Below are 26,824 nucleotides of genomic sequence, written 5' to 3' on the forward strand. Positions count from 1 at the left end.
CCGCCGCAATAGGCGGACCGTCGTAGGCCTTCAGAGCGCTGCTGTCGCAATACGAACGGCGGTACTGAGAAAGCTGTGGCGCCCCGAAGGCCGCAACAACGCGCCAGCCGCCCGCCATCGGTGAAATCTGTGGATAACCTTTCAGGAACGAAGCCACCAACCGGCCCGGGCCCGGATAGCGTCAAACACCACGACGACACGCCAACCGCCCGCCATCTGCGTGAATCTGCGCCGGTCTGCGGACAGGTTTTACAAGGAACGATGCCGTGCAAATGGACCCGAAGGCGTCGCGCTCTTAAAGTGTCGGTCGCACTCTTCGTATCGTGTTTCGCACGCATCTTGTCATGTCCGAATCCAATGCCCGTGGCCCGCTGATCCTCATCGACGGCTCGTCCTGGCTGTATCGCGCCTTTCACGTCCTGCCGCCGCTGACCAATGCCGAAGGCCAGCCGACCGGCGCGATCTATGGCATGACCAATATGCTGCGCAAGTTCCTGCGCGAATATGATTCGGATCGCATCGTCGTGGTCTTCGACCCGCGCGGGCCGACGTTCCGCAACGAACTGTTCGCCGACTACAAGGCCAACCGGCCGCCGGTGCCACCGGATCTGGCCGACCAGTTCGAGGGCATTCGCGACGTCATTCACGCCATGGGCCTGCCGATCGTGCAGATGGACGGCGTGGAGGCCGACGATGTGATCGGCACGCTGGCGGTGCGTGAGCCCGGCCCGGTGGTGATTGTCACCGGCGACAAGGACATGGCCCAGCTCGTCAACGAGCGTGTCGTATTGCTCGACACCATGCAGGACAAGCGCACGGATGTGGCGCGTGTGCACGACAAGTTCGGCGTGGGGCCTGAGCTGATCACCGATTATCTGGCCCTGGTCGGCGATACCTCCGACAACATTCCGGGGATCGACAAGGTTGGCCCCAAGACCGCCGTCAAGTGGCTGATCAATTACGGCAATCTCGCCGGCGTGATCGAGCATGCCGACGATATCGGCGGCAAGGTGGCCGAGAATCTGCGCGCCCGGCTCGATCAACTGCCGCTCTATCAGGATCTGGCGACGATCCGTACCGAACTGGATCTGGCCGGCCTTGCGGACGAGCTGACCCGCCGCGAACCGGATACCGAAGCCCTCGCCGCGTTGTTCCGCCGCTACGAGTTCAACAAGTTCCTGGAGGAACTGGACGCACCGGCCGAAGCAGCCAACGGTGGCGATGCGCCGGGCGCGCCGGTCGATACGCACTACCACACCGTGCTGGATACCGATGCGCTCGAGGCCATGATGGCCAAACTCGAGGCCGCCGAACTGATCTGCGTGGATACCGAGACCGACGCCCTGTCGGCGATGCAGTCGAATCTGGTCGGGCTGTCGTTTGCGGTGACGCCCGGCGAGGCCTGGTATGTGCCGGTCGGCCACAATTATCTGGGCGCGCCGGACCAGCTGCCGATGAATATCGTGCTCGATCGCGTGCGCGGTGTGCTGGAGAATCCGGCCATCAGCAAGCTCGGCCAGCACATCAAGTACGACCTGAATGTACTCGCGCGCTACAACGTGCACCTCGCCGGCGCCGATCAGGACACCATGCTCGAATCCTATGTGCTGGATTCCACTGCCACGCGCCACGACATGGATTCGCTGGCCCAGAAGTATCTGGCGCGCACGACGACCAAGTTCGAGGAGGTGGCCGGCAAGGGCGCCAAGCAGGTCGGCTTCAACCAGGTCGCCCTGGATGTGGCCACGCCGTATGCCGCCGAGGACGCCGATGTCACGTTGCAGCTGCACCAGCTGCTGCATGCGCGTCTGGGCCAGACCGGCCGCCTGCTCGAACTGTATGAAACGGTCGAAATGCCGCTCATGCCGGTGCTCGCGCGCGTCGAGGCCAACGGGGTGCTGGTCGACGACCAGTTGTTGAAGCGCGTGTCCGGCGAAATGGCCGAACGCATGATCGAGATCGAGCAGCAGGCCTTTGCGGCGGCGGGCGGCGAGTTCAACCTGGGCTCACCCGCCCAGCTCAAGGAAATTCTGTTCGACCGGTTGGAACTGCCGGTGATCCGCAAGACACCCAAGGGCGCGCCGTCGACCGCCGAAGACGTGCTGCGCGAACTGGCCGACAAGCACGCGCTGCCGGCGCATATCGTGGCCTGGCGTGAATTGTCCAAGCTGCGCTCGACCTACGCCGACAAGTTGCCGACACTGATCAACCCGGCCACCGGGCGAATCCATACCAGCTACCACCAGGCGGTGACGGCCACCGGGCGGCTGTCGTCATCCGACCCCAACCTGCAGAACATTCCCATCCGGACCGAAGCCGGACGCCGTATCCGCGAAGCCTTCATCGCCCCGCCCGGCTACAAGATCCTGGCGGTCGACTATTCCCAGATCGAACTGCGCATCATGGCGCATCTGTCGGGTGATCCGGGGCTGCTTGCAGCCTTCAACGAACAGCGCGACGTGCACGCGGCAACGGCCAGCGAAGTGTTCGATACGCCGCTCGAGCAAGTGAGCGTCAACCAACGGCGCGCGGCCAAGGCGATCAATTTCGGCCTGATGTACGGCATGTCCGCCTATGGTCTGGCCAAACAACTCGAACTGTCGCGCGAGGATGCGGGCGCTTATATTGATCGTTTTTTCGACCGCTTTGCCGGCGTGCATCGCTATATGGAACAAACGCGAGCTGCCGCCAAGGCCGATGGCTATGTTGAAACGCTGTTCGGACGTCGTCTTTATCTGCCCGAGATCAATGCGCGCAACGGCACCCGCCGCCAGGGGGCGGAGCGGGCCGCGATCAACGCCCCGCTACAAGGCACAGCCGCCGATCTGATCAAAAAAGCGATGATCGAGGTCGATGCCTGGCTGCGAGAAACCGGCGAGGACGCGCGCATGATCATGCAGGTACACGACGAACTGGTCTTCGAGGTGCCGGCAGCCGAGGGCGAGCGCCTGGGTAAGGCCATCGCCGATCGCATGAGCGCGGTCGCCGAGCTCGATGTGCCATTGATCGCCGAGGTCGGCATTGCGGACAACTGGCAGCAGGCGCACTGACAAGCCCGGCGAACCGGCGGAACAATTTGGCGCGTTTTTATGCGGCGATCCGCCCGCCTGAAAAAAATCGCATCGAATTTATCGAGCGATTACAGATGCTTGGAATTTTTTGAAAAAATTTTGGCCGCGGGCTGGAACTTGCCCGCCGGGGGCAGGGTCTTATTCCCTGCAAGCACATTGTTGCTTGCCCGCTTTTCTCCCTGAGCGGTAACCCCCAATCCGGTTTCCCCCAAGAACCGGAATGCTTGCCCCGACGGTAATTCCCCCTGCCGTCGGGGCTTCTTTTTGTTCCACATTCTCGCGTCGGTCGCGACGATGCCCGCATCGAACGGTTTACGCGACGAGGCGTTGAAAAAAATCCGGATTTATTTTGAAACTTTCCGGCCCGCCCGCAGTCTCAGCCCATGTAAGCGAAACGCTTACCCGCTTTTCTCCCTGAGCGGTAATATCCGGTTCCCCCCCAAGACCGGATCCGCCCCGACGGTTTCCCCCGGCCGTCGGGGCATTTTTTTGAGCACGTTCCGGCGCGCCGAATTTTTTTGCGAAGCGGCCGGAACTTCTGCGTTGCCCCGGCGTCTATAGTCTTGCAGGCCAAGCCGAGGCTGGACCTGCCCGCTTTTCTCCCTGAGCGGTAACATCCGGTTCCCCCCCAAGACCGGATCCGCCCCGACGGTTTCCCCCGACCGTCGGGGCATTTTTTTGAGCGTGTTCCGGCGCGCCGAAAATTTTTTGCGAAGCGGCCGGAACTTCTGCGCAGCTCCGGCGTCTATAGTCTTGCAGGCCAAGCTGAGGCTGGACCTGCCCGCTTTTCTCCCTGAGCGGTAACATCCGGTTCCCCCCCCAAGACCGGATCCGCCCCGACGGTTTCCCCCGACCGTCGGGGCATTTTTTTGAGCGTGTTCCGGCGCGTCGAAATTTTTGCGAAGCGGCCGGAACTTCTGTGCGGCCCCGGCGTCTACAGTGCGGTAGGCCAAGCATAGGCTAGACCTGCCCCGCTTTTCTCCCTGAGCGGTAACATCCGTTCCCCTCCCCAGAGGCCGGATTGATCGCCCTGGCGACGTTCCCCGCGTCGCCAGGGTTTTTTTATACCCTGGGCGTAACCCGCACTGCTTTTATCGCACAAGATGATCGTCGAGGTCGACTCCTGACGCCGTTTAGCCGACAAGTGGTCGTTATGGCTCGATGAACGTACTGATCGACAACGGATCTCGGTCTGCGCGGCGGCTCAGTCGGCATGCTCGCCGGGCACGTCATCGGGCACGAGCAGGGCAATCGCCTTGCGGGCTTCGTCGATGCCGATGCGTTTGCTCGAGGAGAACAACTGGGCGGTGGCACCATCGACCGCCGCACGGGTCCGACGGAGGATGTTGTGTTGATCGTTGCGTGAGAGCTTGTCGGCCTTGGTCAGCACTAGGTGGAACGCCAGACCGTAGGCCGCGCCCCATTCGATCAGTTGGCGATCGAAGTCCAGCAGCGGACGGCGCGCGTCCATGATCAGCACCACGCCGCTCAAGGTTTCGCGTTCGGCCAGATAGCCCTCGATCAGAGCCCCCCATTCAGCCTTGATCGCCGGCGGCACCCGAGCGAAGCCGTAGCCCGGCAGATCGGCGAAGCGCAGGCGCTCGTTCTCGAAGAAATTGATCGCCTGGGTCCGTCCCGGCGTCTTGCTGGTTCGCGCCAGATTGCCCTGTTCGCAGAGCGCGTTGAGCGCACTGGACTTGCCGGCGTTGGAGCGCCCGGCGAAAGCGATTTCGCAGCGATCCGCCGGTGGCAACGCCGACAATTTGGGCGCCGACAGCAGAAAATGCATGGTTCGAAAGTCGCGGGCGGTGAGTTCGGGCATCGATTCAATCAGGCTGGTAGTGTGACGGCGCACGGCCATTGTAAGTGCTGGCGTACTCCGGCGTCGGTCACGCCGCGAATTCGGCCCATTGTTGGCCGTTCATCACGGGAAAAGAACCATGTTGAATCGATCGATCGCCCTGTGGGTCCTTGTCGGCCTCGCCATCTGCGGGCCGGCGTCGGCACAAAGCCTGATTTCGCGCTATGTGGCCGGCGAGGATTACAAGGTTGCGCATTCCGCCGGCCCGGCGAACGGTCAGGGCCCGGTCCGGGTGACCGAGTTCTTTCTCTACAGTTGCCCGCATTGTTTTCACTTCGAGCCCGAGCTCAACGCCTGGCGCAAGCAGCATCCGAAGATCGATTTCAGCCGCGTGCCGGTATTGTTCGGCCCCGGATCGCAGCCCTACGCGCGGCTGTACTACACCGAGGTGAAGCTCGGCGTGGTCGATCGATTGCACGATCCGATCTTCGACGCGATTCACGAAGACGGTGAGCCGCTGTCGAGCGAGGGCCAGATGCGCCGGTTCATGGTGGCCCACGGTGTCAACGGGCAACGCTTCGACAAGATCTACCACAGTACGGCGGTCGAGCGGAAGGTCCAGGCCATTACGGCCCGCATGCAACGCTATCCCGTGATGGCGGTGCCGAGCATCAGCGTCGCCGGGCGCTACTGGACGAGCGGGCGCCTGGCCGGAAGCAATCAGCGCATGCTCAAGGTGGTGGATTATCTGATCGCTCGCTCGCGCCATGCGGGTGCCAACGCCAGCGGTTGATTCGATTGCCGCGCCTCGCATCGCACATTGCCCGGCCGCATTTGTATCATAGCGGCGCATCGCCGGACGGTCGCGCCCGCGACTGCTCGACTCGTTCAGACGCTCGAACCGTATCCAAGGGGTCCTCATGCTCATTCCCGTACTACTGGCCGGCGGCACCGGCACGCGATTGTGGCCGGCTTCGCGCCAGAGCCGACCCAAGCAGTTCCTGCCGCTGGCCGGCGGCGAGACCAGTCTGTTGTCGGCCACGCTCGAGCGCCTGCGCACGCTGGACGATCTCGGCGATGCCCTGGCCATCGGCAGCGAAGCGCATCGTTTCGTGATCGCCGAACAGATGCACGCCGCCGGGCACGACGGCCGCATCATCCTGGAGCCGGCCCCGCGCAATACCGCGGCGGCGGTGGCGGCCGCCGCCTTCGAAGCCCGTGCACGGCATGGCGAGGATGTCGAACTGCTGGTGCTGCCCACCGATCATGCGGTAGCCGATCAGGCGGCGTTCGTCGCCACAATCGAGCGCGCTCGCGCGGCCACCGGGGCCGGGCGTCTGGCGTTGTTCGGTGTTGCGCCGGATCGCCCGGAAACCGGCTATGGCTATATTCGCGCAGGGGCGCGGGTTTCCGAGGGCGTGCGCGTGGTCGATGCCTTCGTCGAGAAGCCGGATGTGGCAACCGCCGAGCGGTTTCTCGCCGCGGGCGATCACTACTGGAACAGCGGCATGTTCATGTTCCGGGCGAGCGACTACCTGGAACTACTGTCCGAGCACGCACGCGATATTTTCGACGGGGTCGCGGCGGCCTACGAGAAGGCGACCACGGATATCGATTTCCTGCGCCTGGACAAGGCCAGCTTCGAGGCCGTGCGCGCCGATTCGATCGACTACGCGGTGATGGAAAAGACCGATCGCGCGGTGATGGCTGAACTGGATGCCGCCTGGTCGGATCTGGGCAGCTGGACCACGGTCGCCCGCGCCGTCGGGCTGGATGCGCGCGGCAACAGCGCGACCGGCGACGTCTGGCTCGAGGACAGCGATGACTGCGTGGTGCGCAGTGAAGGTCGGCTGGTGGCCGCGCTCGGCACGCGCGACCAGATCATCATCGAAACCGCCGACGCTGTACTGGTGGCCGATCGCTCACGCGAGCAGGATATCAAGGCCCTGGTGGCCAAGCTGGCTGCCGCCGGCCGCAGCGAGGCCACCGCGCATCGCAAGTCGTATCGGCCGTGGGGGTCCTACCAGCAGATCGCGGCCGGGCCGCGTTTCCAGGTCAAGCATATCCGCGTGACGCCGGGCGGACGCCTGTCGCTGCAGTCGCATCATCACCGCGCCGAGCACTGGATCGTGGTGCGCGGTACCGCCAAGGTCACCTGCGACGAGCGCGAGATGCTGCTCACGGAAAACCAGTCGACCTATATCCCGCTGGGCGCCGTTCATCGACTGGAAAACCCGGGCAAGGTAGAACTGGATCTGATCGAAGTACAATCGGGAAGCTATCTGGGCGAGGACGACATCGTGCGTTACGACGATGTGTACGGGCGGCCCGAGCTGGAAGAACACGATACCGGCGCGGCTCCGGGCACAGGGGCCTGAACCGTCCCCACACTGAAGGAGCATTACCGATGGGCCAGTATTATCCGTTTTTCAAGGCGTACGACGTCCGGGCGCGGGTGCCCGATGAACTCGACGCCGGCGTGGCGCGCCGCATCGGCCTGGCGTTCGTCGCCGAACTGGGCGCGAAGACGGTGGTAGTGGGCCGCGACATGCGCCTGTCCAGCCCCGAACTGGCCGATGCCCTGATCGACGGCCTGACCGCGGCCGGCGCCGATGTGCTCGATATCGGGCTGTGCGGCACCGAGGAAGTCTATTACGGCGTGTTCTCGCAGGGCGCGGACGGCGGCGTGATGGTCACCGCCAGCCACAACCCGAAGGATTACAACGGCCTGAAGTTCGTGCGCGAACAGGCCAAGCCGATCTCGGCGGACACAGGCCTGGCCGACATCGAGCGCCGCGTGCACGACGACGATGTCACGCCGGCGGCCACACCCGGCGTGCGGCGCACGCTGGATCAGCGCGACGATTACGTCGCCTTTTTGCTGGCCCAGATCAAGCCCGAGAATTTCCAGCCGCTCAAGATCGTGGTCAACCCGGGTAACGGCTGTGCCGGTCTCGTGGTGGAAAAACTCGCCGAGAAACTACCGTTCGAGTTCGTGCGCATGCAGTTCGAGCCCGACGGCGAACTGCCCAACGGCGTGCCCAACCCGCTGCTGATCGAAAACCGCGAGGCGACCTCCCGGGTGGTGCGTGAGGCGGGTGCGGATTTCGGCGTGGCCTGGGATGGCGACTTCGATCGCTGTTTTTTCTTCGATGAGCACGGCGAGTTCATCGAGGGTTACTACATCGTGGGCCTGATCGCCCAAATGCTGCTCAAGATGAATCCGGGCGAGGCCATTGTCCACGACCCGCGCCTGGTCTGGAACACGCTGGCCCAGGTCGAGCAGGCCGGCGGACGCGCGGTGGAATCCAAATCCGGGCATTCGTTCATGAAGCAGGTCATGCGCGAGAGCGACGCACTGTACGGCGGCGAAATGAGCGCGCATCACTATTTCCGCGAATTCTCCTATGCCGACAACGGCCATCTGCCGTGGCTGGTGATCGCGCAACTGGTCTCGGAGACCGGCAAGGGCCTGTCGACCCTGGTCGAAGAACGCATTGCCGCGTTCCCGGCCTCCGGCGAGATCAATCGCAAGGTTGAGGACGCCGACGCAGTGATGGCCGCGATGGAAGCCCATTACGCCGATTCGGCCCAGAGCGTGGAACACGTCGACGGCCTGTCGATGGACTTCGGCGACTGGCGCTTCAACCTGCGCAAGTCGAACACCGAGCCGGTGATCCGGCTCAACGTCGAAACCCGCGGCGACAAGCCGCTGTTGCGGGACAAGACCGACGAACTGCTCGCGCGCGTCGGCGGCACGGCGTGACCGGGGTCGGCCATGCGTAATCGACGCGGACTGGGCTTGGCGGTGACCGGCGGGCAGCTGGCATTGCTGGATCAATCGCAATTGCCGCACGTCGAGCGCTGGCTCGCCATCGACACGGTCGCGGCCATGGTCGAGGCAATCCAGGCGTTACGGGTGCGCGGCGCGCCGCTGATCGCGATCGCCGCGGCCCTGATGATCGCGGTACGCGCCGAGGCCGGCGACGATCGCGACACGTTGCTCGAAGCGATTGAAACCCTGCGATCGGCCCGGCCCACCGCGGTCAATCTGTCCAATGCCATGACCGAACTGCGCCGGGCCATGACCGGCTCGGACTGGCGCTCGGCGCTGGTGGCGGTCGCCGACGATCTGGCCGACGGCGATGTGGCATTGTGCAGCGCCATGGGTGAAAACGGCGCGGCGTTGATCGCGCCCGGCGAACGCATTCTGACCCACTGCAATACCGGGGGGCTGGCCACCATCGGCATCGGCACGGCGCTGGGTGTGCTCCGCCGTGCCCACGAACAGGGCAAGGCGATCGCGGTATGGGTGGATGAGACGCGCCCCCTGCTCCAGGGCGGCCGCCTGACGGCGTGGGAGCTGGGCGCGCTGGGCGTGCCCTATACCTTGATCACCGACAACATGGCCGCGGCCCTCATGGCGCGCGGCCAGGTCGATCGCGTCATCGTCGGCGCCGATCGCATCGCGGCCAATGGCGATGTCGCCAACAAGATCGGTACCTATGGCCTGGCCGTGGCCGCGCACCATCATGGCATTCCGTTTGCCGTGGCCGCGCCCTACACCACCCTTGATCCGGCCTGCGCCTCGGGCGCGGATATCGAGATCGAGCAGCGGGCGGCCGCCGAGGTGCGCGGCGTGGCCGGGCCGGCCGGCGATCTGTGCTGGGCGCCGGTCGACGCGCCGGTGGCCAATCCGGCCTTCGACGTCACCCCGGCAGCGCTGATCACCCACTGGATTCTGGATGCGGGTGTGTTCGCTCGCGAGCAGGTGGCAGACGGTGCGCTGGCGGCCGGCGGGGCGGCTTTCGGCGGATCGCGGGCTTATTAACCCGGCACAAAAATAGATGATTTTTCGGGTTAATAGCGCGAGTATGCGACCGCATGCTCGCCGCGGCCATCGGCCGCGAAGCCTTTGAAAATAAAAGACGGACAGGCGCCGGCTTTTATTTTTGAAGGCGTTGAAAACAGCGGATGAAGTCGGCTGTTTTGATGCCGGATTAATAGCCGACTGCATCTGTGCCCATCGTGCCGGGCATGTGGCCGATTCCGCGGCCATCCAACGGCAGGCAACCCGAATACCGGCGCCCGCGTATCGCAGGGTGAAGCGCCGCCCATTCACGTGCCGATGGGGCGTTATACGCCCTACAACAGTTCGATCTCCGAGAACGTGGCCACGCTCGGGTGCGCCTGGCTGGCCTCGGCCTTCTCGCGGGTGTCGTCGTCGCGGGCGATCCAGCAGGTCTGCAGGCCGGCCTGTTTGGCGGCATCGAGTTCGCCGCCGGTATCCGAGATGAACAACAGCGCCCCCGGGTTCTCGCCGAGCGCCTGCGCGATCGCGGTGTAGCTGTCGGCATTCTTCTTGGCGCCCACGCGCCGGTCGAAGAAGCCGGAAAACAGCCCGGAGATATCGCCGGCGTCGCTATAGGCGAATAGCAGGCGCTGCGCCTCGGCGGGGGCGGCCGAGTAGGTGAGCAGGGTGCGATGGTCGTCGGCCCAGGATTGCAACGTGGCCACGGCATCGTCGTAGACGTGGCCGGTCAGTTCGAAGGCCTGGTAGGCATCCCGCCAGAGCAGATGACAGAGTGCCGCCACCGGGCCGGAATCGCGTTCGACGAGGCCGAATTCGGCCAGCTCGATCAGCCGCGGGACATCCACCTCGGGTTCGCCGGCCGCCTGCGCCAGCGCTTCGAGCGCTTCGGCCACGTCCGGGCGCTCGGCATGGCGCTCGATCCAGGGCCCGAGATGCGCCTCGGCGTAGGGAATGAGCACGTCGCGGGTGAACGCCGCATCGCTGACGGTGCCTTCGATATCCACGATGATGGCGACGACTTCCGGGCTAAGTTCTTCCAGGCGCACGACCGGTTCCAGCGAAAGGGCGAGGCCGGCATGCTATCCCGCGTGGCCGGCCCCGCCAAGCGATCGCCTGGCGCGGCGCTATGCTTTCGCGCTGGGGCGGGCAGAAACACGGTCGTGCCAGGCCGCCAGATGCGGCCGATCGCCCACGCGCACGTCGATGACACGGGCGAAATCGATCGCCGCCAGCGCGGTGATATCGGCCACTGTGTAGTCGTCGCCGGCAATATGTGGCTGCGTAGCCAGGTGCTGGTCGAGAAAATCGAACATCCGCAGCGCGGCCTGGGCGCGATCGGCGCCGTAATCGGGAAAAACCGCCTCGCGATCGGAGAAATGGCCGGTCGTATGCCGGAAAGCCATCGCCACCGGCAACAGCAGATGCAATTCCATGCGCCGGTTCCACATCTCGATCATGGCCTGCGATTCGGCCGAGTCGCCCATCAACGGCGGCTCCGGATGGGTGATCTCGAAGTAACGACAGATCGCCATCGATTCCGACAGGCACTGGCCATCGTCGAATTCGAGCACCGGCACGCCGCCCATCGGATTCTTGGCCTTGAAATGCGCCGACAGGTTGTCGCCGGCCGCCAGGTCCAGTTGTTCGATCTCGAACTCCGCCAGGTCGATGTTCTTCTCCGCCAGAAAGATACGCAGCCGGCGCGGATTGGGGGCCTGACGTGTTTCATAGATCTTCATCGGCTTGTCCTCGTATTTTGCGAATGCGCTGTCCGCCGACCATGCCCCGCCGACAAGACATTGGCAATACGTTGGCGTATGCTTGTAATTGTGACAATAACGCGTGTCAGATATGAGTGACCATCCGATCTCACACAAGCGCATGGCGATAACGGGGGCGGGCAGCGGCCTCGGTCGTGCGCTGGCACTGCGTTATGCGCGGGCCGGTTGGCGCGTGGCGGTGACCGATATCCAGGCCGAGCGTGCGCGCCGTGTCGCCGGCGAGGTCAACGACGCCGGCGGCCAGGCCGTGGCCCAGACCCTGGATACACGGCGCGACGCCGATTTCGCGCAACTCATGGTACGGCTCGACGCCGAATGGGGCGGGGTGGATGTGTTCGTCAACAACGCGGGCGTGGCCGCGTCCGGCACGGTCGCCGATACGCCGCAGGCGGACTGGGACTGGATCGTCGATATCAACCTGATGGGGGTGGTGCGCGGTTGCCGGGCGGCGCTCCCGGCGCTTCGCGCCTCACGTGGGCATATCGTGAATACGGCGTCGTTTGCCGCCATCGCCAACGCACCGGGCATGGCATCCTACAATGTGACCAAGGCGGGCGTGTTGTCGTTGTCGGAAACCCTGCGTGCCGAGGAATGCGGTCACGGCGTGGGCGTGACCGTGGCCTGTCCGGCGTTCTTTGCCACCAACCTGATGGACTCGTTTCGCAGCACCGCGCCCGGGCGCGACGCGCTGGTGGCAAAACTGATGGCGCGCTCCGGCGTGACCGCCGAAGACGTGGCCGATCAGATCTTCGACGCCGTGGCCAGGCGGCGTTTCCTGGTGCTGACGCATCGCGACACGCGATGGCAATATCGATTGAAGCGGCTGCAGCCGGAATGGTTCTTCCGCGCTGTGGAGAAAATGGCGCGCTCGATGCTCAAACCGCATAGCGGAGAAGCGACATGAGTCACGATCGTATCCTTATCTACGGTGCCTATGGCTACACCGGCGAATTGATCGCTCGCCAGGCGGTATCCGAGGGGCTGTCGCCGGTACTGTCGGGCCGCAATGCGGCCAAGGTCGCGGCGCTGGCGCAATCGCTCGGGCTCGACGCCCGCCCATTCGATCTGGAGGGCGACACCGTGGCCGGTCAGCTCGCCGACATCGATGTCGTGCTGCATTGCGCCGGGCCGTTCGTCGATACCGCGCCGGCGATGGTTGCGGCCTGTATCGCGACCGGCACCCACTACCTCGACATCACCGGCGAGATCGAGGTGTTCGAGCATGTCTTCGGCCGCGATGCCGATGCGCGTGAAACCGGCGCGGTGTTGTGTCCGGGCGCCGGCTTCGATGTCGTGCCCACCGATTGCCTGGCCGCCGCCCTGGCAGAGGCGCTATTCGATGCCACGGAACTGGCGCTCGGCTTCGATTCGCGCTCCGGCCTGTCACCGGGTACGGCCCGGACCTCGATCGATGGTCTGGCCGGCGGCGGCCGCGTGCGCCGCAGCGGCCGGATCGTGAAAGTGCCGATCGCGGCCGACGTCCGGACTATCGATTTCGGCGATGGACGGAAACCGGCCATGACGATCCCCTGGGGCGATGTGGCCACCGCTTATTATTCGACCCGCATCCCCAATGTGGCGGTCTATATGCCGGTATCGCCCGCGCGCATCCGCCAGGTGAAATGGCTGAATTGGGTGCGCCCGGTGCTCGGTCTGTCACCCGTGCGCAATTTCCTCAAGGCGCGTGCCGGCCGGATTCGCGGCCCGGATGCCGCCAAGCGGGCGCGCCATGGCACCCATGTGTGGGGCGAAGTGCGCAACGCGTCCGGGGCGGTCCGGGTCGGCCGGGTCCATGTGGCCAATGGCTACGATGTGACCGTCCATGCCAGCCTGGCACTGGCGCGCAAGCTGCTGGGCGAAGCGCCCCAGGGCGGCGCCTACACGCCGTCGAAACTGGCCGGCGCCGGCTTCGTGGAGCAACTGCCCGGCAGCGGCACGATCCGGATCACGAACGAATAGTCGGCGTGCGGTGCCCGGCCGGCCGGCGGTGTGCCGTTTCGATATCGAAATAGGCGGCCAGTACGGCATACAGATCCGGATGGGCGCCGGCCAGGGCCTCGCCGCGCTGGAAGAAGGCCTCGGCCGCCTCGGCGAAGAACGCGTCGAGCGCGATGTCCTCGTCCAGCGGCAGCAGATTGGAGCCGGTCTCGCGCAGGCGCCGCCATTGTTGTTCGAGCGCATCGCCCCAGGTCAGTCCGCCGGCGACCACGGTCGTGGGGACGGCGAAATCATGCAGCCGTGCGATTTGGCGCACGATGGGATTCTGCGGCCCGCCGTTCAGGGCAGCGACCACCGCCGGCCACGACACATGCAGCCTCAGCGTTCGCCAGCTGTCGCCGGTTGCCATTTCGCCGAGATCTTCCAGCAGGCCGGTCACAGGCGGCCCCGACCATTCGCTGTCGAGATCGTCATGCACGACGATCTCGGTGGGCAAGCGCGTCTGGCTGGGCTGGGCGCCGAGACAGAGCATGCCCATCTGGCCGGCCAGCGCCAGCCGCTGGTCGGCGCTCAGGGTGCGCCCCGAGTCGGCGATCAGGTCGGTATCGCGCAGCACATGCGCGGTGCGACGCTGCAGGCGGGCCAGGCGCCGAGCGTCGAGGCGGCGAATCCACGGCATCAATCGGCCCAGGCGGCGCCGCTCGGCCGCCGATAGCGCCGGATGTCGGCGCGCCCAGCCCGGGCCGAGAATCATCAGCGCCACAGCGGTCAGTGCACCGGCCGTCACCAGCAGGCTCGTGAACAGGTTCATGCCATCGCGCCGGCCACAGCGGCGATCATCACGTCGTCTGTACGAAGAGGCTGTGGTCGATACACGAGCGATAAATACGCAGCTTGCGGGATGATTCTACAAAACATCTTGGCCACCGTGATATCGAGGGGCTGTCACGTCCGTTGATGAATGGGCGTGACCGGACACCGGCGCCTGTTGCCGTTTCAGACGCCGGCGCGTGGACAGGTGTCTAACCCGTGGCCGACGGCTCGTTGGCCACGCCGTGCGGTACGTGGCCGGCTGCCATCAGGCCGGAGGCCGGGCCGATGTGGGTGGCCTGGTCGTCGAAGAAGATGTCGGCGCCGAAGGCCTGCAGGAACTGGGCCTTGGCCATCCCGCCCAGAAACAGCGCCTCATCGATGCGGATATGCCAGGCGCGCAGGGTACGAATCACGCGCTCGTGTGCCGGGGCGCTGCGCGAAGTCACCAGCGCGGTGCGGATCGGGCAATCATCGGGATCGAATTCGCTCTGAATATGGGTCAGCGCTTCGAGAAAGGCCTTGAACGGGCCGCCCGGCAGCGGGCGGGCGGCGGCCGCGGATTCGGCCTCGGTGAAGGCGGCCAGTCCGTGCTGCTTGAAGATGCGCTCGGCTTCGTCGGAGAACAGCACGGCATCGCCGTCGAAGGCGATCTTGAGCACGCCTTCGCCGGCCGCCCGGGAATGGCCCGGCACGATTGTGGCGGCGGCGCATCCGGCCGCCAGGGCCGCCCGCACGTCGTCCGGGTCGGCGGATAGAAAAAGATCGGCGCCGAAGGCCGAGACGTAACGCCAGGGCGAGTCGCCGCTGGTAAAGGCCGCCCGGCTGATCGGCAGATCGTGATGGGCGATGGAATTGAACACCCGCAGGCCGGTGTCCGCACTGTTGCGCGACAGCAGGATCACCTCCACGCGTTCGCGGTCGGCATCGTTGAGCGCCAACAGCTTGCGCACCAGCCCGAAGGCGACGCCGGGCTCGAGCACATCTTCCTCGTGCTCGATCTGGTAGCTGCAATACGCCTCGCGGCCCTCGGTCTCGAAGACCGCATGGCTGGCTTCCAGGTCGAACAGGGCCCGCGAGGAAATGCCGATGACGAGTTTGCCGGATCGGGTAGGCATGTCATCCAGTCTAGTGCCTGTGGCCGTTTTGCACGAGACCGCGCCGAACGGCGCCTCAGAGCTCAGTCGCCGGCCGAGGCGCGGCCGCCCGCGGGGGCGGCTGCCTGCCGCGCGACCTGTCGGGTGGCAACAAACATGCGCGGGCGATCCTGGAGCCCAAGTTCGCGGCCGAAGAGGATCGGTGCGGCCCGGCCGGCCGATCCTCTTGCCGGCTCAGCTGCCGGTATCGGCGCCGGCCGATTCATCGTTGACGGTCGCCTCCGAGCGCAGGCTTTCGATGGTTTTGGCGCCGATGCCATTGACGCGACTCAGCTGGCCGAGGCTGTCGTAATCGCCATTGGCCTGGCGATCCTTGACAATAGCCTGGGCCTTGAAGCTGCCGATGCCGTCGAGTGTCTGCAGTTGATCAACCGTGGCGGTATTGACGTTGACCGCGGCCAGTGCCGTGGTGGCGTAGAACAGCGAGCCAGCGATTACGGCAAAAATGAATTTCCTCATCATTCCTCCTGAACGGTGTTTGTTACGCGGGATACTGGAACCTAGGCGCAATGGTATGAGGCGCGCAAGCCCATGCTGATCAATGGTTATGGCATGATGAGAATAAATGTTTGATTCGCCGTATAATTCGATTGTTTGGTAAAACTTTTTACCGCCTGCTGTTGCGCGGACTTGAGCGCAGACGGTCAGTAGCGACAGGTTGCGGCACCGAGTCGGTATGATCAGATCGGCATGATTAAACCAATGACGAGGACGGGCTTCGTGACAAAGCGCAAGATCGATTGCTGGCTGACCGACATGGACGGCGTACTCGTGCACGAGAACAAGGCGCTGCCGGGCGCCGCCGACCTGATCAACCAGTGGCGGGCCAGTGACATCCGGTTTCTGGTGTTGACCAACAACTCCATCTATACCCCGCGCGACCTGGCGGCTCGACTGGCGCGCAACGGCATCGAGGTGCCGGAGGACCAGATCTGGACCTCGGCAATGGCCACGGCGGCGTTTCTGGCCGGGCAGGCGCCCCAGGGCTCGGCCTTCATCATCGGCGAGGCGGGCCTGACCACCGCGATGCACGAAGCCGGTTTCGTCATGACGGATACCAACCCGGATTTCGTGGTCCTCGGTGAAACCCGAACCTATTCATTCGAGGCAATTACGAAAGCGATCCGCTTGATCAACAACGGCGCGCGCTTCATCGCCACCAATCCGGACGTGACCGGGCCGAGCGCGGAGGGCGTGCTGCCCGCGACCGGCGCGGTGGCGGCGTTGATCACCGCCGCCACCACGCGCGAGCCCTACTACGTCGGCAAGCCCAATCCGATGATGTTCCGTTCGGCGATGAACAAGCTCGGCGCGCATTCCGAGCGCACCGGCATGATCGGCGATCGCATGGATACCGATGTCGTCGCCGGCATCGAGGCCGGACTGCATACGATCCTGGTCCTGTCGGGCATTGCCAGCCGCGATGATGTCGATCGCTATCCGTTCCGGCCCGCGGCCATTCTCGACTCGGTTCAGGATCTGCTCGACGAACGCAGCGCCACCCACGACGATGGCGCCGAAACGGGCGACAGGAACGCACCCTGACGGCCGCGATCGTGTCACTATGAGACCGGTCGAACCCGGTTCTCCGGCGGGCCCCCGAATTGGCATGCTCTGGGGCCTGCTGCCGTTGCGTGCGAGTCCGCAGCCAATGACAAGGATGATCATGATCCGAAGACTGGCGTTTGCGCCCGCGGCGATCACGCTCGGGCTGATGATGACCCAGGTCTGCGCGGCCGAGGCTTCCGATCCCGACGCCGCGGGCATGCGGCTGTCCGCCGCGCAGCGGATCTTCGATACCGGCAATCTCGACACCCGCGTGAGCGCCTGTCAGGACCTCGACACGTTCGTGAACGCGACGTGGGTAGCCGCGAATCCGATCCCGGACGATCACACCCGCTGGGGTTCGTTCAACATGCTGGCCGAGAAGAGTCTCGACGATCAGCACCGCATCGTGGAACAGGCCGCGGCCCGGGCCGACACGGCCTCGCCCGGCTCGATCGAGGCCAGGATCGGACATCTCTATCAGTCCGGCATGGATACCCGCGCCATCGACAACGCCGGTTACCAGCCGATCGAGGCGCGCCTGAAGCGGATCGCGGCCATCGACAGCCGCCAGGCGCTCAGTCGCTATCTCACCCGGGCGTTCGCCGCGGGCCAGGGCCAGGTGTTCGAACTCGGTGCCAGCCCGGATTACAGGAACGCGACCCGGATCATCGCCTATGTCGATCAGGCCGGGCTCGGTCTGCCGACGCCGCGGTACTACACCGACAAGGCTTACGCCGATCAGCGCGCCGCCTATGTCGATTACATGACGACGCTGTTCAGGCGGGTCGGGGAATCCGACGATCGCGCCGCCGCGGATGCCCGCAAGGCCATGGCTCTGGAAACCGATCTGGCCAGGCATTCGCTGTCGCGCGTGGCGATGCGTGATCCGAAGAACCAGTATCATTTCGTGACGCTGGCCGAGGCCAACCGGGCCACGCCGAATTTCGACTGGAAGGCCTTCTTCGCCGCGCAGGGGGCTGACATCAAGCGGGGCTTTTCCCTGTCGCAGCCCCGATTCTTCAAGCAATTCGACAAGCTGCTCGGCAATGCGCCGCTCGATCGATGGCGCGCCTATCTGCGTTTCCATGTGATCGACGATGCCGCGCCCCTGCTGTCGCAGCCCTTCAACGACGCCCACTTCGCGTTCTACGGCACCACGCTCAATGGCCAGCCCGAGCAGCAGGCGCGCTGGAAGCAGACGCTGGCTGCGGTCAACCAGGCCATGGGCCAGGCGCTGGGCCAGCTGTATGTCGCCCGGTACTTCCCGCCGCAAGCCAAGGCGCGTGCCCAGCAGATGGTGCACAACATCCGCGCGGCGCTGAAAACGCGCATCCGGAACAACGACTGGATGAGCGACGCAACCCGGCAGAAAGCCCTCGACAAGTGGTCGAAATTCCTGCCCAAGATCGGCTATCCCGAGCACTGGCGTTCCTGGCATGGGCTGTCGATCTCGGCCGACGATTTTTACGGCAACATGGCACGCGCGGCCAAGTTCAACCATGACTACGAAATGGCCTATGTCGGCGGCCCGCGGGATCGCCGGCGCTGGGGCATGACGCCGCAGACGGTCAATGCCTACTACAACCCCACTGACAACACCATCAACTTCCCGGCCGCCATTCTGCAGCCGCCGTTCTTCTATGCCCGCGGCGACGACGCGGTCAACTATGGCGGCATCGGTGCCGTGATCGGACACGAGTCGAGCCACGGCTATGACGATCAGGGCAGTCAGTTCGACGGCGACGGTAACCAGGTCAACTGGTGGACCGAGGCGGATCGCAAGGCCTTCGAGGCCCGCGCGCAAAAGCTCGTGCATCAGTTCAACCAGTACACACCCATTCCGGACAAGCCCGAACTGCACGTCAACGGCCAGCTTACCCTGGGCGAGAACATCGCCGACCTGGTTGGGCTGACGCTGGCCTACGATGCCCTGCAGAGCGCGCTGGCCCATCACCCGAACCAGGCGCGCATGAAAATCGACGGGTATACCCAGGCACAACGCTTTTTCATGTCCTGGGCCCGGGTCTGGCGCGGTCACAGCCGGCCGAAGGCGCTCGAGGTCCAGCTCAACTCGGACCCGCATTCGCCGATGCGCTATCGTGCGATCGGGGCGCCGTCGAACATGCCGGCCTTCGCCCGCGCCTTCGATTGCAAGCCGGGCGACCGCATGGTCCGGCCGAAGGATCAACGCGTCGAGATCTGGTAAACGGCGCCGGGCGCGGATCCGGGCCGGGCCGGGGCGCCGATCGTGGCGTCGATTCGAACGCGCTCGCCGCCAGCGTTTTCAGCGGGTGGCACGCAGGACAGCATGGCGGGATAATCGGGACGTGACGCCGCCCGGCGGCACGGGCGGAGACCCGATGCAACCGTGGTCGGCCCGTATCACGGTACGAATCCGCGGCGGGATACACTCGGCGCCCGTTCTCGACGGACATCCTGGCGGGTGCCCGCTATTGATCGCGATGGCCGCGCCCGCCGCTTACGTTAGTCTCAGGCATGCTCGATATCACTCAGATCATCTCGGACTACGGCCCGTGGGCCATTTTCGTGCTCGTGCTGATCGAGGACTTCGGCATCCCCGTGCCCGGCGAAACCGCGCTGATTTCCGCCGCCCTGCTGGCGTCCCAGGGCAAGATGCCGATCGAGCTGCTGCTGCCCGCGGCCTGGCTGGGCGCGGTGATCGGCGATAACATCGGCTATGCGATCGGTCGCTTCGGCGGGCGGCGGGTCGTGTTGCGTCATGGTGCCCGCGTCGGCATCACGGAGGCCAGGCTGGCCCGTATCGAGCGGTTCTTCCAGCGCCGGGGCGGCGCCATCGTGATCGTGGCCCGTTTCTTTGTCGGCCTGCGCCAGCTCAACGGCATCGTGGCCGGCATCGGCTGCATGGCCGCGCCGCGTTTCGCCCTCTACAACGCCATCGGGGCCGCGCTTTGGGTCGGCGCCTGGGGCTTCGGCACCTACTGGTTCGGCAAGCATTTCGAGCAGGCACTGGCGCATTTCGGGCCGGTCGGCCTGTATACCGCGGCCGGTGTCACCACTGTCGTCGTGTTGATTTACCTGGTCTGGCGGTTCGTCTATCGCAGCCGTCCCCAGGGCTCGAACAATTCATGATGCGGGCGCGGGGCCGGCGGCCCGGGGTATCCATGACCAAAAACCAACAGGAATGCGACTAATTCCAGGGCAGCGTGCGGCGCGTTTTACCGTCGTATTCCACCACGGCATGCTTGCGGGCTTCGGCGACACGCTGGCCTCGGTCGCACTGCTGGTGGGTGTCGGTGCGACGCCCGGCGATGGGCCGATCGGATGGTCGCGCACAGGCGTTCCCTTCGGAATATAGGGTGTGGGGCGAGGCGGCGCGTCGCGCCGTGCAGTCACTCTGCACAAGCGTGCTACAACGCTGGATTGCCGCAAAACAGCGCTTGTCTCGAAGGGTTGGGCCGCCCATGAAATAACCATGGGCGCCCGGCGGCGTTGCAAGTCTTGATCGTGGCACGCCACGACGCGGCGACTCGCGCCTTGCCGGACGCGATTTGCGGTCTCCAACGCGGCGCTCGCACGAAACGGCAACAGGTCCTAGAATCGATCGTCGCCTTCGTCATCGCCTATGCCATTTTCTTCATCTTCCAGGGGTTTAATGCGCGATGCATTGTTCGATGTGGCGGGCAAGCTGGCGTTGATCACTGGCTCCTCGCGCGGACTCGGCGCCGAACTGGCGCGCGGCCTGGCCGAGCGTGGCGCGCGCGTGATCCTGCACGGGCGCGATCCACACAAGCTGGCCGCCGCCGCTGAGCGGCTCGCCGGTGAGACCGGTGCGGAGGTGGCCCACGTGGCTTTCGACGTCACCGATGCGAGCGCCGTGAAACAGGCGATCGCCGAGGTGATCGCCGCCCATGGCCTGCCCGATATTCTGGTCAACAACGCCGGCCTGCAGAAACGCGCGCCCTTCGCCGAGTTCGAGCCGGCCGACTGGGATGCGGTCGTGGCGACCAATCTGTCGAGCGCGTTCTATGTAGCCCACGCCCTGGCCGGGCCGATGTGCGAACGCGGCTCGGGCAAGATCGTGAATCTCGGGTCGGTGCAGTCGAAGCTGGCGCGCGAGACGATTGCGCCCTATGCGGCCGCCAAGGGGGGCGTGGCCATGCTGACCCAGGGCATGGCGGCGGATCTGGCCCGCCACAATATCCAGGTCAACTGCATCTCGCCGGGCTACTTCCAGACCGACATGAACACCGCGCTCTGGCAGGACGCCGACTTCGATGCCTGGATCAGGAAACGCACCCCGGCCGCGCGCTGGGGCCGGCTCGACGAACTGATTGGCACGCTGGTCTATTTGTGTTCAAACGCCTCGGACTTCGTATCCGGGCAGAACATCTTCGTCGACGGTGGCATGACCTCGGTGGTTTGATGCCCTGCCGGCAGCGGCCGAGCCGGCGGATTTCACCGCTACGACACGCGCTTCACCGCCCGCAGACAAAAAATACCCGGCGCCAGGGCCGGGTATCTTCATGCGCCTTCGGCCGATGCAGCCGCTTAGCGGATGGTATGCGTGCCTGCCGCCGTCTGCGCTGCGACCGGCGTCTGATCGGGGGTGCTCGGCATCTGGGCCAGTTCGGCGGCCACGATCGGCATCAGCATGGAGGCGGCGACCAGGCCGGTGACCACAAGGCTGTTCACGATGTTCACCTTGAAGTTGTTCATCATCAATGCTCCTCAATAACCAGAAGAATGTTCGGTGAGCCAGCGGTTGCACGGGCCCACGGTGATCTTCGGCATCCGCATTGACGTGAACCGCTTCCCTCGGTGTCACGTTGCCGATGCCGATCAACGAATAGGAATAAGCAAGTATTGCCTCTTTGGGACAAGCCCGATGCGACGGTAACGATGGGGTTTGGCCTGCGGCCGGCGAAAAACGCCTTGAACCATCGATATTTACCGTCGACGCCGGCGATTCTACGCCTAAAGTCGAATTTGACAACCCTTGTTTAAAAAAAATTTCGTGTGTCATTTGCACCCAGCAGCTCGCTCGTTAAATCAATATCTTATGGTGTTCGATGGCCGCGCCGGACATGCCCTGTACACCGGCACGGCGGGCTGTGGCGCTTTCGGGGCGCCGTTGGCGATCATGGACGTGATTTGGGCCGATCGTAGTCTGCAATGATCAGGATCGCTTTAATGAACGGGCCGTTAATCGCCGGGGCGGCCCCTGGGCCCCGGCTATCGACAGCAACCCGGGTTCACAGCTTGCCTGCCCGCCGATTGATTCGAATCTTCGCTATGCTGGCGCGGGCCGGTCCCGTTTCTTCACGAGTGGATTCGTCATGTCTTCGATACGCCTTGCCACGGCGGCCGACTGGCCGGCGCTCTGGCGCCTCTTGTCGCCGGTCTTCGCGGCCGGCCGAACCTATGCTTATCCGCCGGATATCGCCGAGGCCGACGCCCGGGCGGCGTGGATGAACAAACCCGCGGCAACATTCGTCGGCGAGGCGGACAACGGCACAATTGTGGCCACCTACTATCTGGTGGCGAATCAGCCCGGTCAGGGTGCCCATGTCGCCAATTGTGGCTATGTCGTGGCCGAAGCCGCGCGCGGGGCCGGGTGGGCAAGCGCGATGTGCGAGCATTCGCAACGCGAGGCGGTTGCGCGCGGCTTTCGGGCCATGCAGTACAACTTCGTGGCCGAGACCAACGCTGGCGCTGTGCGCCTGTGGCAAAAGCACGGCTTTGAGATCGTCGGCCGCCTGCCGGGCGCCTTCTGTCATCCCGAGGCCGGCGACGTCGATGCGCTGGTCATGTACAAGCGGCTCGCGCCGCCGCTCAATCGACGATGATGAACCCGACGCAGGCGGCGGTCAGTGTGCCCATGACGATGTTGAATATGCGCCAGGCGCGGGCTGTTCCGAGTATGCGGCCGATCACGCTGCCGAACGCCGCCCAGAATGACAGGCAGGGCAGGCCCACGACGAGCATGATCGCGGTCAGCACGAGGGCGTTGAGCAACAGCGGCCCCTGCTCCGGCAGAAACGAGGCGGTCAGCGTCAGCCCCATCACCCAGACCTTGGGGTTGGCGAACTGGAAAGCCGCAGCCTCGAGGAATGACAGGGGCCGGGCATCACCGGCCACATCCAGGTTCGGCGGCGGTGCGCTGGCAATACGCCAGGCGAGATACAGCAGATAAGCCGCGCCCAATGCGCGCAGGGCGTACTGCAGCAGCTCGTAGCGCTGGAACAATGCGCCAAGGCCGAACGCCATCCCCATGTAGAGCATGGCGCTGCCTCCGAGGATGCCGGCGATATGCGTCAGCGTCCGGCGATAGCCATAGCGCGCTCCCGAAGCCGTCAACATGACGTTGTTCGGCCCGGGCGTGCCTACCGTGGCCAGTGCGAACAGGGCTACCGGAATCATGGCCGTGGGCGTGATCATGACAGGCTCCGGTGCGCGACCGAGGGCGGCGCGGCGCCAACGCGGTGGCGGCGGGCCGGGTTCGGGGCGCGTCGCCGCGCCGACGCCCGATAAGCGAAAGACAGGGGGCTAGGCGGGGTATTCATGATATTGTATGGGTGCATTTTAGTGTTTTCGGCATGATTTCTGGCGAAATTCGAAGGTTACGCCGCGATTGGAGGGCGTCAATGATTTTATTGTCACCATGACAATTTGGGTGCCGACGCTGTCGGGCGAGGGGCCGCGTTATCGTCAACTGGCCACGGCGATTGGCCGGGCGATCGAATCGCGCGAGCTCGGCCCGGGTACCCGGCTGCCGCCGCAGCGGCGGCTGGCGCATGCGCTCGGCGTCACCGTGGGCACCATCACGCGCGCCTATGGCGAAGCCGAGCGTCAGGGCTGGGTGGAAGCGCGCGTCGGCAGCGGAACTTATGTGCGCGGCGGCCGCGAATCGCCGGGTTTTTCGCATGTCAGCGTCACACGCGAGAACGACGGCTGGATTGATTTGTCGCTCGCGATGCCGCCGGGCGATGCCGAACGCGATGCCGGCCTGAGGCGCGCCCTTGCCGGCATTCAGGCCGACCCGACCGCGCTGGCCCATGCGCTCGATTACCAGCCGGAAGGCGGGCTGGATGCGCATCGAAACATCTATGCGCGCTGGATGACCGAACTCGGGCTGCCGGTCGACGCCGATGAGTTGATCATCGACCAGGGCGGTATGAACGGTATCTTCATCGCCCTGTGCACGCTGGCGGGGCCGGGCCGGCGCGTGGCGGCCGAGCGTTTGACCTATCCGGGGCTGATCAGTGTGGCCGGGCAGCTGGGCCAGCGCCTGGTCGCGCTCGATCACGACGCAGACGGTCTGGCTGTGGATACGCTCGCCGCCCGGCACGATCAGCAGCCGTTCGATGTGCTCTACGTCATGCCGGAGCACCAGAATCCGACCACGGCCCGGCTCGACGAAGCGCGCCGTGCGGCACTGGCCGCGTTCGCGCGCGAACGCGAGGTCTGGATCGTGGAGGACGGCGTCCAGCATCTGCCGGCGGCCGAACGTGGCACGCCGCTGTACCGGCTGGCGCCCGAGCGTACGGTGTATCTGTTCTCGGTCTCCAAGATTCTGTCGGGCGGCCTGCGTTCGGGCGCCATGCGGGTGCCCGCGGCGATTCGCGAGCGCGTTTCGGCCGCCGTGCGCAATATCAGCTGGATGCCGCCGCCGTTGATCGCGTCGGTGGTCGGCCACTGGATCGCCTCCGGCGATGCCGATCGCGTGCGGACCCGACAGTTCGATGAACTGGCCGCGCGCGCGGCGATGACGCGCGCCGCACTATCCGGCTTCGATCTGCGCCTGCGCGCTGGCGGTTTCTACGCCTGGCTGGAATTGCCGCCCGGGCAGCGCGCCGCGCGCGTGGTCGAGCGGCTGGCCGCCGAGCGCATCAAGGTCAATGCGGCGGAAGCATTCTGTGTCGGCAGCGAGGCCGCGCCGCAGGCGATCCGCATCTGTTTCAGCGCCGCACGCGATCGCGCCGCGCTGGCCGATGCCCTGGCGCGCATACGCGGGGTTGTCGCATCGCCCGAGCTTCAGGCCTGGCAGACGATCTAGGGCCTAGGCCCGAGGCCCTAGCCGGCCCAGAGCCGGGTCAGTGCGCCGCCGGTGAGGGGATCGGTCGCCGGCGTCGGCACTTCGGCGATACGCGCGACCGCGCGCTCGTGGTCGGTTTCGCCCGGCCGACACAGGTCCCAGTCGCCGTGGCCGGCGGGATAGGCCGCGGTCAACGCGAAATCGTTGCTGGCCGCGACCCGGCAATGGCCGGTGCCGGCCGGCAGGATCAGCACGTCCCCGGCCGCGAGGCGGACCGGCCGCCCGTCTTCACCGCCGAGCACGAGTTCCGCCTCGCCGGCGTAGACGGCGAGGGCCTCGTGCGCGTTGGAATGAAAATGATGATAGGCGAATACGCCGCCGCGCCATTGCGGCGGCCAGCCATGGGCCTCGAAGGCAGCTTCGAACGCGGCCACGAGCGCCTCATCGTCGTCGCCGGCCATCGAGCCGCGATGGATCAGTACCGGGTGGCGACTGTTCGGCGTGCGGCCGTCGTCGTCGAAGGCCAGTGTTTCGGGCTTCAGACGCAGGGTCATGGCAGATCCGGATGATGATGGCTGATGACCACAGCCTAGAGGCTGATTCGCCGGGATGCGATCCGGGATCTATACCGGGGTCGACGCCGCCGGCGGCGCGGTGGTCACTGTTGTTGTCGGCTCGGTTCTGCGGTCGGCGCGCCAGGCCGAGCGGCACACGATACGCCGCGTATCCGCGCGATGGGCGAAGCGCGCGGCGATGTCGGTGACTTCGGTGAACAGGCCGGTATCGAGCGTGGTCGGGCGCAGGCCGAGCTGGATCAGCGTGTCGTTGGCGACGTGCAGATCGTTTTCCGCCGCCTCGACGCGTGGATTGGGCAGGTAGTCGATGGGGGCACCGGTGAGTGCGGCGACGCGATCGGCGAGATCGCGCACCCGATGGGTTTCGGTCATCTGGTTGAGGATGCGCACGCGTTCGCCGATGGCCGGCGGATTGCCAATCGCCAGTTCGATGCAGCGGACCGTATCCTGGATATGGATGAAGGCGCGGGTCTGGCCGCCGGTCCCGTGTACGGTCAGCGGGTACCCGATCGCGGCCTGCATCAGAAAACGATTGAGCACAGTGCCGTAGTCGCCGTCGTAGTCGAAGCGGTTGATCAGGCGTTCGTCGCGCGCGGTCTGCTCGGTCTGGGTGCCCCAGACGATGCCCTGATGCAGATCGGTGACGCGAATGCCGTCGTTGCGGTTGTAGAAGGCGAAGGTGAGCTGATCCTGGGTCTTGGTCAGATGGTAGACGCTGCCGGGGTGGGCCGGGTACAGGATCTCGTCGGTGGCCATGGCCCCGGCTTCGGTTTCGACGTGCACCTTGAGATACCCTTCGGGGATCTTCATGCCGGCGCTGCCATAGCCGTACACGCCCATGGTGCCCAGATGCACCACATGGGCATCGATGCCGGATTCGACCAGGGCGGCCAGCAAGCTGTGCGTCGCGCCGACGTTGTTGTCCACCGTATAGCGTTTGTGGGCCGCCGATTTCATGGAGTAGGGTGCGGCCCGCTGCTCGGCGAAGTGCACGATCGCGTCGGGTTCGAAGTCCAGCAGCAGATTGACCATGCGTTGATAATTGCGGGCGACATCGAAGCGATGAAATCCGATCTCGCGCCCGCTGACCTCGGCCCAGGCGGCCAGGCGCTCACTCATCGGGCGGATGGGCGTGAGCGATTCCACCTCGAGTTCCACGTCGATCATGCGGCGCGAGAGGTTGTCCACGATGGTCACGTCGTAGCCGGCGTCCGACAGATGCAGCGCAGTCGGCCAGCCGCAAAAGCCATCGCCACCGAGAATCAGGATGCGACGGGCGCTGTTTCGTGATGCGATCGACATGGTCGGTCCTC

At 65.2% G+C, this 26,824-nt stretch carries 24 protein-coding genes; 14 read left to right on the plus strand and 10 right to left on the minus strand.

Features of this window, described 5'->3' with window-relative positions; translation table 11 throughout:
• Positions 1-344 precede the first annotated feature (344 nt).
• Positions 345-3,050: a DNA polymerase I gene (gene polA / locus SALB1_RS06710; protein ID WP_109993164.1), complete on the plus strand. Its 2,706-nt coding sequence runs from the start codon at positions 345-347 to the stop codon at positions 3,048-3,050.
• A gap of 1,225 nt (positions 3,051-4,275) precedes the next feature.
• Here the strand turns inward: polA and yihA are convergent.
• On the minus strand, positions 4,276-4,893 hold the full coding sequence (yihA, locus tag SALB1_RS06715; protein ID WP_255414514.1) for a ribosome biogenesis GTP-binding protein YihA/YsxC: 618 nt from the start codon (positions 4,891-4,893) through the stop codon (positions 4,276-4,278).
• 118 nt (positions 4,894-5,011) lie between these two features.
• On the opposite strand from yihA, the gene SALB1_RS06720 reads away from it, so the two are divergent.
• From SALB1_RS06720 to mtnA, 4 genes are all read left to right on the plus strand, one after another.
• Positions 5,012-5,665 (plus strand): thiol:disulfide interchange protein DsbA/DsbL, encoded by a 654-nt coding sequence (locus tag SALB1_RS06720; RefSeq protein ID WP_109993165.1) that lies wholly within the window; start codon positions 5,012-5,014, stop codon positions 5,663-5,665.
• A gap of 127 nt (positions 5,666-5,792) precedes the next feature.
• Positions 5,793-7,250 carry a mannose-1-phosphate guanylyltransferase/mannose-6-phosphate isomerase gene (locus SALB1_RS06725; RefSeq protein WP_109993166.1) on the plus strand — a complete coding sequence of 486 codons (1,458 nt, stop codon included), beginning with the start codon at positions 5,793-5,795 and terminating at the stop codon, positions 7,248-7,250.
• Positions 7,251-7,279: 29 nt separating this feature from the next.
• A complete protein-coding gene (locus tag SALB1_RS06730) occupies positions 7,280-8,638 on the plus strand; it encodes a phosphomannomutase (RefSeq protein WP_109993167.1) in 1,359 nt (452 codons plus the stop codon).
• Positions 8,639-8,650: 12 nt separating this feature from the next.
• A complete protein-coding gene (gene mtnA / locus SALB1_RS06735; RefSeq protein WP_109993168.1) occupies positions 8,651-9,703 on the plus strand; it encodes an S-methyl-5-thioribose-1-phosphate isomerase in 1,053 nt (350 codons plus the stop codon).
• 314 nt (positions 9,704-10,017) lie between these two features.
• Here mtnA and mtnC read toward each other — a convergent pair whose 3' ends face one another.
• On the minus strand, positions 10,018-10,731 hold the full coding sequence (mtnC, locus tag SALB1_RS06740; RefSeq protein WP_255414515.1) for an acireductone synthase: 714 nt from the start codon (positions 10,729-10,731) through the stop codon (positions 10,018-10,020).
• Positions 10,732-10,809: 78 nt separating this feature from the next.
• Positions 10,810-11,424: a glutathione S-transferase family protein gene (locus SALB1_RS06745; protein WP_109993170.1), complete on the minus strand. Its 615-nt coding sequence runs from the start codon at positions 11,422-11,424 to the stop codon at positions 10,810-10,812.
• 112 nt (positions 11,425-11,536) lie between these two features.
• Here SALB1_RS06745 and SALB1_RS06750 point away from each other — a divergent pair, with 112 nt between their 5' ends.
• The gene (locus SALB1_RS06750) at positions 11,537-12,370 is read left to right on the plus strand and encodes an SDR family oxidoreductase (protein ID WP_109993171.1); all 834 of its coding nucleotides are present in this window, start codon (positions 11,537-11,539) and stop codon (positions 12,368-12,370) included.
• On the plus strand, positions 12,367-13,425 hold the full coding sequence (locus SALB1_RS06755; RefSeq protein WP_109993172.1) for a trans-acting enoyl reductase family protein: 1,059 nt from the start codon (positions 12,367-12,369) through the stop codon (positions 13,423-13,425). Before SALB1_RS06750 ends, SALB1_RS06755 begins: the two co-directional genes overlap by 4 nt.
• Here SALB1_RS06755 and SALB1_RS06760 read toward each other — a convergent pair.
• From SALB1_RS06760 to SALB1_RS06770, 3 genes are all read right to left on the minus strand, one after another.
• Entirely contained in the window at positions 13,412-14,215 is an 804-nt protein-coding gene (locus SALB1_RS06760; protein WP_109993173.1) for a zinc-dependent peptidase, read from the minus strand. The genes SALB1_RS06755 and SALB1_RS06760 overlap by 14 nt on opposite strands.
• 211 nt (positions 14,216-14,426) lie before the next feature.
• Positions 14,427-15,332, minus strand: a complete 906-nt coding sequence (locus SALB1_RS06765; protein ID WP_109993174.1) for a 5'-nucleotidase — start codon at positions 15,330-15,332, stop codon at positions 14,427-14,429.
• A gap of 213 nt (positions 15,333-15,545) precedes the next feature.
• Positions 15,546-15,830, minus strand: coding sequence for a ComEA family DNA-binding protein (locus tag SALB1_RS06770; protein ID WP_109995311.1), 285 nt, complete (start codon positions 15,828-15,830; stop codon positions 15,546-15,548).
• A gap of 261 nt (positions 15,831-16,091) precedes the next feature.
• Here SALB1_RS06770 and SALB1_RS06775 point away from each other — a divergent pair, with 261 nt between their 5' ends.
• From SALB1_RS06775 to SALB1_RS06790, 5 genes are all read left to right on the plus strand, one after another.
• Entirely contained in the window at positions 16,092-16,916 is an 825-nt protein-coding gene (locus SALB1_RS06775; RefSeq protein ID WP_255414516.1) for an HAD-IIA family hydrolase, read from the plus strand.
• Between the two features lie 121 nt (positions 16,917-17,037).
• On the plus strand, positions 17,038-19,125 hold the full coding sequence (locus tag SALB1_RS06780; RefSeq protein WP_199678713.1) for a M13 family metallopeptidase: 2,088 nt from the start codon (positions 17,038-17,040) through the stop codon (positions 19,123-19,125).
• A 290-nt stretch (positions 19,126-19,415) separates the two neighbouring features.
• Complete coding sequence (locus SALB1_RS06785; RefSeq protein ID WP_109993176.1) at positions 19,416-20,030, plus strand: DedA family protein; 615 nt, start codon at positions 19,416-19,418, stop codon at positions 20,028-20,030.
• Between the two features lie 52 nt (positions 20,031-20,082).
• Positions 20,083-20,256: a hypothetical protein gene (locus tag SALB1_RS18995; RefSeq protein ID WP_158590655.1), complete on the plus strand. Its 174-nt coding sequence runs from the start codon at positions 20,083-20,085 to the stop codon at positions 20,254-20,256.
• 297 nt (positions 20,257-20,553) lie between these two features.
• On the plus strand, positions 20,554-21,324 hold the full coding sequence (locus SALB1_RS06790) for an SDR family oxidoreductase (RefSeq protein ID WP_109993177.1): 771 nt from the start codon (positions 20,554-20,556) through the stop codon (positions 21,322-21,324).
• Positions 21,325-21,449: 125 nt separating this feature from the next.
• Here the strand turns inward: SALB1_RS06790 and SALB1_RS19000 are convergent, their stop codons facing one another.
• Positions 21,450-21,617 carry a hypothetical protein gene (locus tag SALB1_RS19000; protein ID WP_158590656.1) on the minus strand — a complete coding sequence of 56 codons (168 nt, stop codon included), beginning with the start codon at positions 21,615-21,617 and terminating at the stop codon, positions 21,450-21,452.
• Between the two features lie 620 nt (positions 21,618-22,237).
• Between SALB1_RS19000 and SALB1_RS06795 the strand changes: the two genes are divergently transcribed.
• Entirely contained in the window at positions 22,238-22,747 is a 510-nt protein-coding gene (locus SALB1_RS06795) for a GNAT family N-acetyltransferase (protein ID WP_109993178.1), read from the plus strand.
• Here the strand turns inward: SALB1_RS06795 and SALB1_RS06800 are convergent.
• A complete protein-coding gene (locus SALB1_RS06800; RefSeq protein ID WP_109993179.1) occupies positions 22,734-23,339 on the minus strand; it encodes a LysE family translocator in 606 nt (201 codons plus the stop codon). The two genes, SALB1_RS06795 and SALB1_RS06800, sit on opposite strands and share 14 nt — an antisense overlap.
• 223 nt (positions 23,340-23,562) lie before the next feature.
• Between SALB1_RS06800 and SALB1_RS06805 the strand changes: the two genes are divergently transcribed.
• Positions 23,563-24,957, plus strand: coding sequence for a PLP-dependent aminotransferase family protein (locus SALB1_RS06805; RefSeq protein ID WP_109995313.1), 1,395 nt, complete (start codon positions 23,563-23,565; stop codon positions 24,955-24,957).
• A 17-nt stretch (positions 24,958-24,974) separates the two neighbouring features.
• Here the strand turns inward: SALB1_RS06805 and SALB1_RS06810 are convergent, their stop codons facing one another.
• Together SALB1_RS06810 and SALB1_RS06815 are read right to left on the minus strand one after the other, a co-directional pair.
• Positions 24,975-25,490, minus strand: a complete 516-nt coding sequence (locus SALB1_RS06810) for a cupin domain-containing protein (protein ID WP_109993180.1) — start codon at positions 25,488-25,490, stop codon at positions 24,975-24,977.
• Positions 25,491-25,559: 69 nt separating this feature from the next.
• The gene (locus tag SALB1_RS06815; protein WP_109993181.1) at positions 25,560-26,813 is read right to left on the minus strand and encodes an NAD-dependent epimerase/dehydratase family protein; all 1,254 of its coding nucleotides are present in this window, start codon (positions 26,811-26,813) and stop codon (positions 25,560-25,562) included.
• Between the last annotated feature and the right edge of the window lie 11 nt (positions 26,814-26,824).

The organism is Salinisphaera sp. LB1, assembly GCF_003177035.1.
In the GTDB taxonomy this organism is placed as follows: Bacteria; Pseudomonadota; Gammaproteobacteria; order Nevskiales; family Salinisphaeraceae; genus Salinisphaera.